Genomic DNA, 13,267 nt, shown 5'->3' with positions numbered 1-13,267 from the left:
GGGTGCGTCAAAGATGTTCCACGTGGAACATCACTTGCCGATGCAGAAACGTCCGAACAGCGCGTCGAGCATCTGGCCGGTCGCGTCGAGGCCGAGGACACCGGCGAGGATCGCGCGGGCCTGACGAAGATGCTCGGCAACGATAAGCGGGTCCGCACTTCGGCTCTGTAGTGCCTCGACTGCGAGTGCGCACTGTTTCCGCTGGTGCTGCTTCAGCGCGATTCGGTCGCCGCGCGGGAGCATGGTCATCGCCCGCAGATGCACCTCCGCCCAAAGTCGGTCGAGTGAACTACGATCGGTTTGTGCAATGGCGAGCGCGCGCCCCGCGGGAATAGCTCCCCGCCCCGGCAGATCCGCCCGCGCATGGATCCAGAGCGCGTCGGCGCGTGGTGGCGGCACGTCGGCAAGCCAGAGGACGATATCCGCCGCAGCGAGCGCATCCCCCGCCCGCGTGACGCCGATCGCCTCGATCGGGTCGAGCGTATCGATCAGCCCGGCGGTGTCGGTCAGCACATAGGCGACACCGTCGCGGATCACCGGCACCTCGATCCGGTCGCGGGTGGTGCCCGATATCGGCGAGACGATCGCAGCGTCGCGCTCGCCGAGCAGGTTGAGCAGCGTCGACTTGCCGCTGTTGGGCGGACCGCCGATGACGACGCGCAGGCCGTCCTTGAGGCGTTCGACGGGCGGGGCGTCGACTACGGCACCGATCTCTGCGGCGAGCGCGTCGATGTCCGCGACGATCGCGTCGAACGCAGCGGTATCGCTTGCTACGTCGTCCTCGTCGGCGAAGTCGAGCATCGCCTCGATCCGCGCGGACAGCATCGCGACCGAGTCCATCCAGTTGCGGACGGCCTGGCTGACGCGCCCCTCGGCTGCGGTCATTGCGGCAACGCGCTGCCCCTCGGTCTCCGCCTCCAGAAGATCGGCGAGACCTTCCGCCTCGGTCAGGTCGATGCGGCCATTGGCCAGTGCGCGGCGGGTAAACTCACCGGGTTCGGCCGGACGGAGACCGGACTGCGCCGACAAAGAGCGCTCCACAGCGGCGATAACCGCACGGCCCCCATGGCAATGAAGTTCGACCAGATCCTCACCGGTCGCGGTCTTGGGACCTGGGAAGACGATCACCAGCGCACGGTCGAGCAGCGCACCATCGGCATCGCGCAACCCGCGCAAGCTCGCGTGACGTGCGGCTGGCAACGGCCCCGCCAGAGCCTCGGCCGCCGCGAATGCCTGCGGGCCACTCACCCGGACAACGGCGATCGCAGCGGGAGGACGCCCGCTCGATACCGCGAAGATCGTTTTCACGTGGAACTCAGCCGCCCGTCTTCGTCGCGGTGTCGAACATGCGCTTCCACATCGCCATCCCCGCCTCGCCCATCGGTTGCCAGCCGCGCATCATCGATTCCAGCATCTCGGGCTTCATCTGGCCGTCCGGAATCGCGTCCATCATCATCGCGACATAGCGATCGTGGATCGGCGTCAGATCGGGCAGGCCGACCGCGCGCCGCGCCTCTTCGGGGGTGCATTCGATCTCGATGTTCATCTTCATGTACCGCGTCCCCGATGGCGCTTGAGCCGCCCGTCCGCGCGCTGCATAGCGTGGCAATGTATGCGCGCGATGCAGCCTTGATCGCAACGCCAATCGGACTGGTCCGCGTGACCGGTACCGCGGACCGGATCGACGCGATCGAGATCCTCGCAACGGGCGATGCGGTGACGAGCCATGCACCGGCGATCCGGGAAGCCGTCCAACAGATCGAAGCGTATTTCGCGGGGCGACTGACGGCGTTCGATTTGCCGCTAGCCCCCTCGCCTACCGGGCGCGGCGCGGTCCTGCGGCAGGGAATCGTCGACATCGCGTACGGCGAGACCGCGAGTTACGGCGCGCTCGCGAAAGCGATCGGGTCCAGCCCGCGCGCGATCGGCCAGGCATGTGCCCGCAATCCATTTCCGATCGTCGTCCCCTGCCACCGGATCCTTGGAGCCGGCAGGGCGCTTGGTGCGTATTCCGCGGGCAACGGCCCCATCACCAAATCCAGGCTGCTCGATCACGAGCGGCCGCAAGGAGGATTGCTATGACGAACACGACCACCATCGCGACGCTCGACGGCTCCGGCGATTTCCATGCCTACCGCGCCGCCCCTGCCGGCACGCCCAAAGCTGCGATCATCGTGATCCAGGAGATCTTCGGCGTGAATGCCGGGATCCGTCGCAAGTGCGATACGCTCGCTGAAGCCGGGTATCTGGCGATCGCACCCGACCTGTTCTGGCGGCTCGAGCGCGGGATCGAGCTCGATCCGGACATCAAGCCCGAATTCGATCGGGCGCTCGAGCTGATGGGCAAGTTCGATCAAGACAAGGGTATTGCCGACATCGAGGCGACGATCCGCGCGGCGCGTGCGGAATTGGGTGACGGCGCGAAGGTCGGCGTGGTCGGCTACTGCCTAGGCGGGCGGCTCGCGTTCATGACCGCGGCACGGACCGACGTCGATGCGAGCGTCGGCTATTACGGCGTCGGGATCGACGGCCTGCTGGGTGAGAAGCACGCGATTGCGCACCCGGTCCTGCTACACGTGCCGGAGGAGGATCACTTCGTCGACAAGACTGCGCAGGCGGCGATGCATGCAGGGCTCGACGATCACCCGAAGGTGACGATCTACGATTATGCGGGCGAGGACCACGGGTTCGCGACCGAGTTCGGCGAGCGCCGCTCGGACGCGTCGGCCAAGCTGGCGGACGAGCGGACGGCCAAGTTCTTTGCGGAGAATCTGGGCTAACCGCTGCCTCCGTCACCCCGGACTTGTTCCGGGGTCCACGGTTCCGCGAACTCACGACTATCGATTTTGCGGAACGGTGGATGCCGGAACGAGTCCGGCATGACGGGGCGCTGACGACAGATACGAAAAAGGCCTCGCCGGATGATCCGGCGAGGCCTTTTCTTATCCCAACCGCAACGCGATCAGCGCAGCAGCGTGATGATCCCCAGCGTGTCGCCGGTACCGACCCAGCCTTCGTAGATCATCTTGATCGCGACCACGAGGATCACCACGAGACCGATATAGGCGATCCAGCGATACTTGTTGATGACGCGCGCGATGTAGTTCGCGGCGAGGCCCATCATCGCGACCGACAGCAGCAGGCCGATGACGAGGATGCCGGGATGCTCGCGCGCCGCGCCGGCAACCGCCAGGACATTGTCGAGGCTCATCGACACGTCGGCGACGGCAACCGCCCAGGCCGCGCTCGCAAAACCCTTCGAGGACCGGAGACCCGAGCGTTCGTCGCCCTCGATTTCCTCGGAGCCTGCATTCTGCGCGCCCTCGCGGATTTCGCGCCAGAACTTCCAGCAGACCCACAACAGCAACAGGCCGCCCGCGAAGATCAGCCCGACGATGCCCATCAGCCACGTCACGATCAGCGCGAAGAAGATGCGCAGCACAAGCGCCGCGCCGATGCCGATCAGGATGACCTTCTTGCGCTGATCCGCCGGAAGTCCGGCAGCGAGTGCGCCGACAACGATCGCGTTGTCGCCCGCGAGGACGAGATCGATCATCAGGACCGAACCGAACGCGGCCAGCGCCTTCGGATCCCCGAGGTTGGAGAAATCGGCGACGATGTGCTGCCAGATCTCCAGCGGCGAGCCGGGTCCGGCGACTCCCGATGCGGCGGTGGCCAGCATGGCGATGATACTCAAGGTTTCGGCTCCCGGTGACGTGGGTCACCAGCGCGAGCGGTGGTGACGGTTATGGGGGTTTAATAGCAAAGCGGCACGCGAAAGCCATGCTCTCGCGTGCCGTGAATAGGTGGTCTTGGCCGGACATGGGCAAAGCCCCTGTCGTCGGTTGGAGCTACGCCCCGCCGGCCGAACCGGTGCGAGTCCTGCTGCAGCTTGCAGCAGGCCGCACTCGGTTACTGATTCATGGAATCGAAGAAATTCTCGTTGGTCTTCGAATCCTTCATCTTGTCGAGCAGGAACTCCATCGCGTCGATCGTGCCCATCTGCATCAGGATGCGGCGCAGGACCCACATCTTGCTGAGCTTGGCCTTGTCGACCAGCAGTTCTTCCTTGCGGGTACCCGACTTGCCGACGTCGAGCGCCGGGAAGATGCGCTTGTCCGCGACCTTGCGATCGAGCACGATTTCCGAGTTGCCGGTGCCCTTGAACTCCTCGAAGATCACCTCGTCCATGCGGCTGCCCGTGTCGATCAGCGCGGTCGCGATGATCGAGAGCGAACCGCCCTCCTCGATGTTGCGCGCGGCACCGAAGAAGCGCTTCGGACGCTGCAGCGCGTTAGCGTCGACACCGCCGGTCAGGACCTTGCCCGACGACGGCACGACGGTGTTGTAGGCACGGCCGAGACGCGTGATCGAGTCGAGCAGGATCACCACGTCCTTCTTGTGCTCGACCAGACGCTTGGCCTTTTCGATCACCATTTCAGCGACTTGCACATGGCGCTGTGCGGGTTCGTCGAAGGTCGAGCTGACCACCTCGCCCTTTACGCTGCGCTGCATGTCGGTGACTTCCTCGGGGCGCTCGTCGATCAGCAGGACGATCAGGAACACCTCGGGGTGGTTGTCGGTGATCGCCTTGGCCATGTTCTGCAACATGACCGTCTTGCCGACGCGTGGCGGCGCGACGATCAGCGTGCGCTGGCCCTTGCCCTGTGGCGAGACGATGTCGATCACCCGCGCCGACTTGTCCTTCACGGTCGGATCGGCGGGATCGAGCGTCAGCTTGCTCTCGGGATAGAGCGGCGTGAGGTTGTCGAAATTGACGCGGTGGCGGACGACGTCGGGATCGTCGAAATTGACCGCGGTCAGCTTCACCAGCGAGAAATAACGTTCGCCATCCTTCGGCCCGCGGATTTCGCCCTCGACCGTGTCACCGGTGCGCAGGCCGAACTTCCGGACCTGGTTCGGCGATATGTAGATGTCGTCGGGACCGGCCAGATAGTTCGATTCCGGCGAGCGCAGGAAACCGAAGCCGTCGGGCAGCACTTCGATCGTGCCGAGACCCATGATCTGATCGCCATTGTCCGCCTGGACCTTCAGGATCGCGAACAGCAGGTCCTGCTTGCGCAGCGTCGAGGCGCTCTCGACCCCCAGTTCCTCGGCCAGCTGGACCAGCTCGGCGGGTTTCTTCTTCTTCAGGTCTTTGAGATGCATGGAGATTTCCGGATAGCAATCAACGGGAGAACGCTCGGTCGACGGTGCGCTTGGGAAGCGGAACTGGGCGAGACGAGTCTGCTGGAACCCACGACCGGGCAGGACGCCAGGAGGCCGTGTTGGGAGAAGGAGTTAGAATTGGGGGGCGGGTTAGTCAAGCGGGGACGGGCGGACCGCCCAGGCCGTCATCCTGGGCTCGACCCAGGATCCAGAGCCACAAGCGGTGTCGCCCGCTGCTCTGGATCCTGGATCAAGTCCAGGATGACGTGGGCTCAGAACGGCTTTACGATCGCGAGCACGACGATCAGCGTCACCGCCAACGCGGGTACCTCGTTCAGCATCCGCAACTGCTTGCCCGTCAGCGTCGGCTTCCCCGCGGCGAGCTTCTTCGCATAGCCGACCGTCCAGCCGTGATAGCCGGTCAGCAGGAACACTAGCAGCAGCTTCAGGTGCAGCCACCCCAGCCCCGGCGCGCCGTCCGCCAGCCCCAGGTTCAGCGCCAGCGCGATCCCCAGCACCCAGACGACGATCATTGCCGGCGTCAGGATGATGTGGCGGATCTTGCCCTCGCGCTCGACCCAGTTCGCTGCCTCACCCGTGTTACCGGCCGCCAGCGCCTCCTGATGATACACCAGGTACCGCGGCAGCATGAACAGCCCCGCCATCCAGAAGATCACGAAGATCAGATGCGCCGCCTTCACCCAATCATAGGCCGCCCCAAGAAAACCACTCATGTCGTGCTCCTTACGCGGGCGATCAGCTGCTCGACGTGCGCGATCGGCGTGTCGGGCAGGATGCCGTGGCCAAGATTGAAGACGTGCGGACGCTCGACGAACGCCGCCAGTATCCGGTCGATCGCCGCATCGAGATCCGCGCCGCCCGCGATCAGCGCCAGCGGATCGAGATTGCCCTGCACCGGCATGTCCGCGGGCAGCGACGCATGCGCCCAGACCGGATCGACCGTCTCGTCCAGCCCGATCGCATCGACACCCGTCTCGCGCGCATAGGCTGGCAGCTTGCCCCCTGCCCCCTTGGGAAAGCCGATGATCGGCACGCCGGGGCAGCGTTCGTGCAAGCGCTCGACGATCGACGCGGTCGGCGCGATCACCCAGCGTTCGAACTGTGCAGGCGAGAGCGAGCCAGACCAGCTGTCGAACAGCTGGACCACGTCGACGCCGGCTTCGATCTGGCGGGCGAGATATTCGGCCGTGTTGTCGGCGATCGCATCGATGATCGCACCGAAGGCCTCCGGGTCGCGATAGGCGAAGCGCCGGGTCTCCGACTGATCCTTGCTCCCCTTCCCGGCCACCATATACGTCGCGACCGTCCAGGGAGACCCCGCAAAGCCCAGGAACGTCGTCTCTGGTGGCAATGCCGCAGCGACCTTCGCAACGGTGCCGTAGACCGGCTCCAGCCGTCCTATGACCGGCTGCAACCGATCGAGCGCATGGTCGACCAGCGCCGGCTCGAGGCGTGGCCCCTCGCCGACGCCGAAGCTCAGATCCTGTCCGAGCGCCCAGGGGATCATCAGAATGTCCGAGAAGAGGATCGAACCATCGAACCCGAACCGGCGGATCGGCTGGAGCGTCACCTCGGCCGCGGCGTCCGGATCGGTCGCGAGCGCGAGGAACCCGCCCTTCTCGGCGCGCAGTTCGCGGTATTCGGGGAGATACCGCCCCGCCTGTCGCATGAGCCACAGCGGCGGGACCGCCTGGCGCTCACCGCGAAGGGTCGCCAGCAGCGGCTTTAAGGACGGCGAACGGGAGGTCGGATCGGTCAGCGGAGCACCCTTCTTCTACTATAAGAAGATTCTAGAAATAGGTTGTTGCAGTGGTTGGGCGGTTGAACCCGGGACTTATGCGGTGATCCCCGAATTGCCAACAGCTTGACCCTGTCGCACCGCAACAAACGCGCTGATTCGATTCAAGGCTCCCCATTACCCACAGCCTGTGGATAAAATCAGCGGCTGTGCGCGAGCGTGTGGATAGAATCGCTGTTATCCACGGCGCGAGGGTCGCTTGGCGAGGGGGACGAGTTACGCTAGCCGTTCTCCCCATGTTATCCACAACTTTACGCCCAGCCAGCCTCCCATTGGGGATAAAACGCCGATGATGCGGCTCCACCTCCATCTGCTGTCGGATTCGACCGGCGAGACGCTGGAGAACATCGCGAAGGCGGCGCTGGCGCAATATGACGACGTCGAGACGGTCCGCCATTTCTGGCCGATGGTCCGGACCGAGGCGCATCTCGAGCGCATCCTCCAGGAGATCGCGCAGAACCCGGGGCTGGTGATTTTCACGCTGGTGAACCCGGCGACGCGGCGGATCCTCGAGCAGCGGTGCCTCGCGCTCGGGTTGCCCGCGGTGGCGCCGCTCGACCCGGTCAACGATGCGCTGTCCGGGTTGCTCGGCCAGCAGGCCAAGGCGCGACCGGGGCGCCAACACGTGCTCGACGCCGCGTATTTCGCCCGCGTCGATGCGATCCAGTGGACGATCGCGCATGACGACGGGATCGCGTGGGAGGAATGGGAGGAGGCGGATATCGTCCTCGCGGGCGTATCGCGCTCGTCGAAAACGCCGACCTCGATCTATCTCGCCAACCGCGGATACAAGACGGCGAACATTCCGATCGTGGTCGAGAGCCCCCCGCCGAAGATTCTCTATGGCCTGAAGAATCCGCTGATCGTCGGGCTGACGACCAGTGCCGATCGGCTGATCCAGGTCCGCCGCAACCGGTTGCTGTCGCTCAACCAGCAGCCGGATACGTCCTATGTCGAGGAGGAGGCGGTGATGCGCGAGCTCGCGTTTGCGCGGCGGATGTTCGCCGACAATGGCTGGCCGGTGATCGACGTGACGCGGCGCTCGATCGAGGAGACGGCGGCGGCGATCATCGCGCTGTGCAACCAGCGGCGGAGCGACGACGTCGCGAAGGTCGAGGCATGAGCCTGATCCTCGCCTCGCAAAGCGCCTCGCGCCGCGCGATGCTGACGGCGGCGGGTGTTCCGTTCGAGGCTACCTTCGCCGGGGTCGACGAGGATGCGGCGAAGGCGGCGCTGCGCGATCTGTCGCCGCGCGATCTGGCTGACGCGCTGGCGGAGTTGAAGGCGTTGAAGGTGTCGGCGCGGATGCCGGGGTATCTCGTCCTCGGCAGCGACTCGCTGGTCGCGCTGGAGGACGGCACGATCCTCGACAAGCCGATCGACCGGGCGGCCGCGGCGGCGCATCTGCGGCTGATGTCGGGTAAGCGGCATGACCTGTGGAGTGCGGCGGTTATCGCCGAGAACGGCCACGCGATCTGGCGGCATGTCGAGCGGGCCAAGATGCATGTGCGACCGCTGTCGGAGGCGTTTATCGAAACGTATCTTGATGCGGAATGGCCGGCGATTGCCGGCTGCGTCGGATGTTACCGGATCGAAGGCCCGGGCGCACAGCTGTTCGCCAAGATCGAGGGCAGCCAGTTCACGGTGCTGGGGATGCCGCTGCTCAACGTGCTGGATTTCCTCCGCGTACGTGGCGAGCTGCCGGCGTAACCTCCCCCTTCCGTCATGCCGGGCTCGTTCCGGCATCCACGGCTCCACAAAATCGAGAGATGTGAGTTCGCGGCACGGTGGACCCCGAAACAAGTCCGGGGTGACAGAGTGGTTTGTAGCCCCACCCGCACCCCCGTCCGTCACCCCAGCGGACGCTGGGGTATCTCCCGAGGCAGACGACGCCCGCTAAACGCGGAAATCCCAGCTTTCGCTGGGATGACGGGGAGAGCGTGGTGTGCCTATTTATGCAAATACATCGCCTAACCGAGTTCACCGGAGCCTTTCATGACCCGCCCCTATGCCGAAGTGATCGGCGATCCGATCGCCCAGTCCAAGTCCCCGCTGATCCACGGCTTCTGGCTCGACGCGCTCGGGATCGATGCAGAATATCGCCAAAAGCACGTCACCGCGGACGCGCTCCCCGCATACTTCGCCGAGCGGAAAGCCGACCCGGCCTGGCGCGGATGCAACATCACGATGCCGCACAAGCTCGCCGCGCTCGACCACGTTTCCGACCCCGGCAACGTCCGCGGGACGATCGGCGCGATCAACACCGTATTCCGCAACCAGGCGGGTGACTGCATCGGCACCAACACCGATGCCGCCGGATTCTGGGCGCCGATCGACGATCTCGACATCGCCGGCCAGCCCGTCACGGTGATCGGCGCCGGCGGCGCAGCCCGCGCGATCCTGTTCGCGCTGTCGCGGATGGGCGTCGGGCCGGTGACCATCCTCAACCGCAATCCACTCAAGGGTGCAGCGTTGCTTTCGGCGTTCGGACTCAAGGGTCAGGCATCGCCGATCGGCCCCGCCGCCCCGCCCTCGCGGCTGCTCGTCAACGCGAGCGTGCTCGGGATGGCGGGTCAGCCCCCGCTCGATATCGACCTCGGCGCGCTCGATCCGAACTCGCTGGTCTACGACATCGTCTATTCTCCGCTCGAAACCGGTCTCCTGAAAGCGGCAAGGGGTCGCGATCTCGAAACTGTCGACGGTCTTGAAATGCTGATCGGCCAAGCGGCCGTCGCATTCGAGATATTGTTCCACGTGGAACCACCACGCGATCGCGACGAGGAGCTCCGGGCATTGCTGGTCAAATGATCATCGGGCTGACCGGCTCGATCGGCATGGGCAAGTCGACCGTCGCTGGTATGTTCGCCGACGAAGGCGTGCCCGTATTCGACGCCGACGCGACCGTTCACCGGTTGCAGGGCGCCGGCGGTCGGCTGGTTCCCGCGATCGAAGCCGCCTTCCCCGGCACGACCGCGAACGGCGCAGTCGACCGTGCCAAACTCGGCGCAGCGGTGTTCGGCAACGACGCCGCGATCAAGCGACTCGAGGCGATCGTCCACCCTGCCGTCGGCGAAGAGCGCGCCGCCTTTCTCGCTGAGCACACCGGCAAGCGAGTCGTGTTCGACGTCCCTCTCCTGTTCGAGACCGGCGGCGACTGCAATGTCGACTCGATCGTCGTCGTCTCCGCCGCGCCCGACGTGCAACGCGCGCGCGTCCTCGCCCGCCCCGGCATGACCCCGGAGAAGTTCGCCGCGATCCTCGCGCGCCAGACCCCCGACGCCGAAAAACGCGCCCGTGCGCACCATGTCATCCGCACTGATACGAGCATCGACGCAACACGCGCGCAAGTCCGGGCAGTGCTTGCATCCTTGGAAATCTGAGCCGATACCATATCGATGCGTGAGATCGTCTTCGATACCGAAACCACCGGCCTCAGTTTTTCCGGGGGCGACCGCATGGTCGAGATCGGCTGCGTCGAGATGGTCAACCGAGTCGAGACCGGGCGCACCTTCCACGCATATTATCATCCCGATCGCGACATGCCGGTCGAGGCGTTCAACGTCCACGGGCTGAGTGCACAGTTCCTGTCCGACAAGCCGAGATTCGCCGATGCGGTCGAGGATCTGCTAGAGTTCGTCGGCGATGCACCGATGGTTGCGCATAATGCGGGCTTCGACTTCTCGTTCCTCAACGGCGAGTTGACCAAATGCGGCCGTCAGATCATCCACATGAAGCGGATGATCGACACGCTGCAGATCGCGCGCAGCCGTCATCCCGGTGCCAAGCATTCGCTCGACGCGCTGTGTTCGCGCTTCGGAATCGATCGCAGCCACCGTGTGCTGCACGGCGCGCTGCTCGATGCGCAGCTGCTGGCGCAGGTCTATGTCGAGCTGATGGGCGGTCGCCAGATCGGCCTCGGCCTGCTCAGCGACACCGGCCCCGGCGCGTCGACTCCGATCGTCGCACAGGCGCCTCGGGTCGTTCGGCCGCCACGCATTTTCGCAGTGAGCGAGGGAGACCTTGCGGCGCATGCGGCGTTTATGAAGGGGATCAAGGATCCGATTTGGGGGGCCGTGGCGTCCGGATGACGCTGGCAGGGTGGAGCCAACAGGACCACCCGAACTACGTAACGCCGACAAGGAGACGATAATGGATATCCGGATTTCTGGTCACCAGGTTGACACTGGCGAAGCACTGAACGGCCATGTGGAAGACCGACTCCAGGGTATCGCCGACAAGTATTTTTCCCGCGCCATCTCGGCCGAGGTCACGTTCGGCAAGGGGCCGCACGATGCCGGTTTCAAGTGCGATATCGTCGCGCACGTGATGAAGGGCTTGGTGCTCAAGGGGCATTCCGACGCGTATGACGCGCGCGCGGCCTTCGATGGCGCAGCGGCCAAGATCGAAACCCAGCTCCGCCGCTACATGCGTCGCCTGAAGGACCGCCATGCCGGCGAAGCGGTCGCGATGGCCGAGAGCAACGGCTATGACAATGCCGGCTACACGCTGTTCCAGGAGAGCGTCGAGGAGGACGATGTCGCGGACGCACCGCTGATCATCGCCGAAACGCGCGTCGACATTCCCGAGGCCAGCGTGTCCGACGCGGTGATGATGCTCGATCTGCGCAACACCGCTGCATTGCTGTTCAAGAATGCGGGCACCGGCGCGCATAACATGGTCTACAAGCGCGGCGACGGCACGATCGGCTGGGTCGAGCCACAGCGGGCCGCTTCGACTGGCGCGGCCTCCCCTCCCCAGTAAAAGAAGGGTCCATAAGGGCGCGGGTCTGACGGCCGCGCCTTTACGCCCCCGCGCAACCCGCTAAGGCGGACGCGCGCGGGGGCGCTTGAGACATTGAACACCATGACCGATTTCAGCGATATGCTGCGTCCCGACGCAGTGCAGACGGGCGTGATCGCCACCAACAAGAAGGCGGTGTTCCAGCATATCGCGACGATTGCGGCCGAGATCGTCGATACGGATGCGAAGACGATCGCCGAGCGACTGACGGCACGCGAAAAGCTTGGTTCGACCGGGTTCGGCGGTGGCGTCGCGATCCCGCATGCGAAGCTCGAGGGGCTCGCGCAGGTCACCGGCGTGTTCGTGCGGTTGGCGCAGGCCGTAGATTTCCAGGCGGTCGACGATCTGCCCGTCGATCTTGTCTTCATGCTGTTGTCGCCGACCGATGCGGGGGCGGTGCATCTGAAGGCGCTTGCGCGCGTCTCGCGGCGGCTGCGCGACAAGGCGTTCCTTGAGAAACTGCGCGGCGCCGGCTCGCCCGATGCGCTCTACGCGCTGTTCACCGCCGACGAGGTGCGCGATGCAGCCTGACCCCTACCCTGCCTCCGTCATCCTGACGAAAGTCAGGACCCAGAGCCACGAAGGGCCATACTCCGTTACTCTGGGTCCTGACTTTCGTCAGGATGACGGCAGTTTGCTTGGCGGGCGGTGCGCAAATGTCTGACGCCCCTCACACGGCCCCAAATACCGCCGGCGCGGAGGCGCATTTTCGCGCGCTGGAATCGCTCTACGCGCAGGCGCCGATCAATAGGTTCTTCGAATCGTCGCTGGAAATCCCGGAGGCCGGCGTCGCGCGGATCCATTTCACGATCGACGAGCGGCATTATCACGCCGGCGGCGCCGCGCACGGCACGAGCTATTTCAAGATGCTCGACGATGCCGCGTTCTATGCGTCGAACAGCCTCGTCACCGATCGCTTCCTGCTGACGACCGCGTTCAATCTGCTGCTCACCCGCCCGCTGAAAGTCGGCCCGGTGATCGCCGAGGGTCGCTGGATCAGCGGCAAGCGGCGCGTATTCGTCGCCGACGCCCGGCTGATCGATGCGGAGGGCGAAGAAGCCGCGCGGGGCACCGGCACGTTCATGCGCTCGCGGATCGCGCTGGCCGGGCTGCCAGGATACCGCGCGCCGGCATGAGCGGTCGGCTACCCAGCGGCGTGCTCGTCAGCGCCCTTCTCCGCCGGGTCAACGACGCGGGTGGCTTCGGCGCGGTGATGGCGAAAGGCGATGCACAGGGCGGCGCGATCCTCGTCATCGCGATCGACAAGGGGGCCCCGCCCCGGCTGCTGGAGCGAGGAATCGGGCCCGACGGACGGACCGCGTTGATCGACTCGACCCCGCTCGAAGACCTCGACGGCTATTGGCGGCGCAGGCGCGCGCGCGACCCGGATTTGTGGGTCGTCGAGGTGGACATCGCAGCGGCGGAACGGTTCGCCGCTGAAACGATCCTCGACGATTGACTCGAAAGCCCCCCCAATAG

At 65.3% G+C, this 13,267-nt stretch carries 17 protein-coding genes; 11 read left to right on the top strand and 6 right to left on the bottom strand.

The features are described from left to right. Positions 1 to 30 precede the first annotated feature (30 nt). Together mnmE and SPHN_RS13815 are read right to left on the bottom strand one after the other, a co-directional pair. A complete protein-coding gene (mnmE, locus tag SPHN_RS13820; RefSeq protein ID WP_248524241.1) occupies positions 31 to 1,308 on the bottom strand; it encodes a tRNA uridine-5-carboxymethylaminomethyl(34) synthesis GTPase MnmE in 1,278 nt (425 codons plus the stop codon). A 7-nt stretch (positions 1,309 to 1,315) separates the two neighbouring features. Next, positions 1,316 to 1,552, bottom strand: coding sequence for a DUF6489 family protein (locus SPHN_RS13815; protein WP_248524238.1), 237 nt, complete (start codon positions 1,550 to 1,552; stop codon positions 1,316 to 1,318). A 14-nt stretch (positions 1,553 to 1,566) separates the two neighbouring features. Here SPHN_RS13815 and SPHN_RS13810 point away from each other — a divergent pair, with 14 nt between their 5' ends. Next, a complete protein-coding gene (locus SPHN_RS13810) occupies positions 1,567 to 2,082 on the top strand; it encodes a methylated-DNA--[protein]-cysteine S-methyltransferase (RefSeq protein WP_349238506.1) in 516 nt (171 codons plus the stop codon). Further along, complete coding sequence (locus SPHN_RS13805; protein ID WP_248524235.1) at positions 2,079 to 2,780, top strand: dienelactone hydrolase family protein; 702 nt, start codon at positions 2,079 to 2,081, stop codon at positions 2,778 to 2,780. The genes SPHN_RS13810 and SPHN_RS13805 overlap by 4 nt, the downstream gene beginning before the upstream one ends. Before the next feature lie 182 nt (positions 2,781 to 2,962). Here the strand turns inward: SPHN_RS13805 and SPHN_RS13800 are convergent, their stop codons facing one another. The 4 genes from SPHN_RS13800 to hemE all read right to left on the bottom strand — a co-directional run bounded on the left by SPHN_RS13800 (position 2,963) and on the right by hemE (position 6,949). Then, on the bottom strand, positions 2,963 to 3,682 hold the full coding sequence (locus tag SPHN_RS13800; protein WP_248524382.1) for a TerC family protein: 720 nt from the start codon (positions 3,680 to 3,682) through the stop codon (positions 2,963 to 2,965). 230 nt (positions 3,683 to 3,912) lie between these two features. Beyond that, positions 3,913 to 5,169, bottom strand: a complete 1,257-nt coding sequence (gene rho, locus SPHN_RS13795; protein WP_031395107.1) for a transcription termination factor Rho — start codon at positions 5,167 to 5,169, stop codon at positions 3,913 to 3,915. 272 nt (positions 5,170 to 5,441) lie between these two features. Further along, positions 5,442 to 5,903, bottom strand: a complete 462-nt coding sequence (locus SPHN_RS13790) for a CopD family protein (protein WP_248524233.1) — start codon at positions 5,901 to 5,903, stop codon at positions 5,442 to 5,444. Next, entirely contained in the window at positions 5,900 to 6,949 is a 1,050-nt protein-coding gene (hemE, locus tag SPHN_RS13785; protein WP_282580587.1) for a uroporphyrinogen decarboxylase, read from the bottom strand. The genes SPHN_RS13790 and hemE overlap by 4 nt, the downstream gene beginning before the upstream one ends. A 328-nt stretch (positions 6,950 to 7,277) precedes the next feature. On the opposite strand from hemE, the gene SPHN_RS13780 reads away from it, so the two are divergent. From SPHN_RS13780 to SPHN_RS13740, 9 genes are all read left to right on the top strand, one after another. Continuing rightward, positions 7,278 to 8,111, top strand: coding sequence for a pyruvate, water dikinase regulatory protein (locus tag SPHN_RS13780; protein WP_248524226.1), 834 nt, complete (start codon positions 7,278 to 7,280; stop codon positions 8,109 to 8,111). Further along, entirely contained in the window at positions 8,108 to 8,698 is a 591-nt protein-coding gene (locus tag SPHN_RS13775; protein WP_248524223.1) for a Maf family protein, read from the top strand. Before SPHN_RS13780 ends, SPHN_RS13775 begins: the two co-directional genes overlap by 4 nt. Before the next feature lie 285 nt (positions 8,699 to 8,983). Further along, positions 8,984 to 9,796 (top strand): shikimate dehydrogenase family protein, encoded by an 813-nt coding sequence (locus SPHN_RS13770; protein WP_248524219.1) that lies wholly within the window; start codon positions 8,984 to 8,986, stop codon positions 9,794 to 9,796. Then, the gene (coaE, locus tag SPHN_RS13765; RefSeq protein ID WP_248524216.1) at positions 9,793 to 10,368 is read left to right on the top strand and encodes a dephospho-CoA kinase; all 576 of its coding nucleotides are present in this window, start codon (positions 9,793 to 9,795) and stop codon (positions 10,366 to 10,368) included. Before SPHN_RS13770 ends, coaE begins: the two co-directional genes overlap by 4 nt. 15 nt (positions 10,369 to 10,383) lie before the next feature. After that, on the top strand, positions 10,384 to 11,076 hold the full coding sequence (gene dnaQ / locus SPHN_RS13760) for a DNA polymerase III subunit epsilon (protein ID WP_248524213.1): 693 nt from the start codon (positions 10,384 to 10,386) through the stop codon (positions 11,074 to 11,076). 61 nt (positions 11,077 to 11,137) lie between these two features. After that, positions 11,138 to 11,749, top strand: coding sequence for a ribosome hibernation-promoting factor, HPF/YfiA family (gene hpf, locus SPHN_RS13755; protein WP_248524210.1), 612 nt, complete (start codon positions 11,138 to 11,140; stop codon positions 11,747 to 11,749). Between the two features lie 102 nt (positions 11,750 to 11,851). Beyond that, positions 11,852 to 12,319, top strand: coding sequence for a PTS sugar transporter subunit IIA (locus SPHN_RS13750; protein WP_187502478.1), 468 nt, complete (start codon positions 11,852 to 11,854; stop codon positions 12,317 to 12,319). A 125-nt stretch (positions 12,320 to 12,444) separates the two neighbouring features. Next, positions 12,445 to 12,924: a PaaI family thioesterase gene (locus tag SPHN_RS13745; protein WP_248524208.1), complete on the top strand. Its 480-nt coding sequence runs from the start codon at positions 12,445 to 12,447 to the stop codon at positions 12,922 to 12,924. After that, on the top strand, positions 12,921 to 13,247 hold the full coding sequence (locus SPHN_RS13740; protein ID WP_248524205.1) for a DUF1491 family protein: 327 nt from the start codon (positions 12,921 to 12,923) through the stop codon (positions 13,245 to 13,247). Before SPHN_RS13745 ends, SPHN_RS13740 begins: the two co-directional genes overlap by 4 nt. Positions 13,248 to 13,267: the final 20 nt, after the last annotated feature.

It is taken from the genome of Sphingomonas faeni, from assembly GCF_023195535.1.
Taxonomy (GTDB): domain Bacteria; phylum Pseudomonadota; class Alphaproteobacteria; order Sphingomonadales; family Sphingomonadaceae; genus Sphingomonas; species Sphingomonas faeni_B.
The sequence above is the reverse complement of the archived record's forward strand: the minus strand, read 5'-3'. Positions and strand labels throughout refer to the sequence as shown.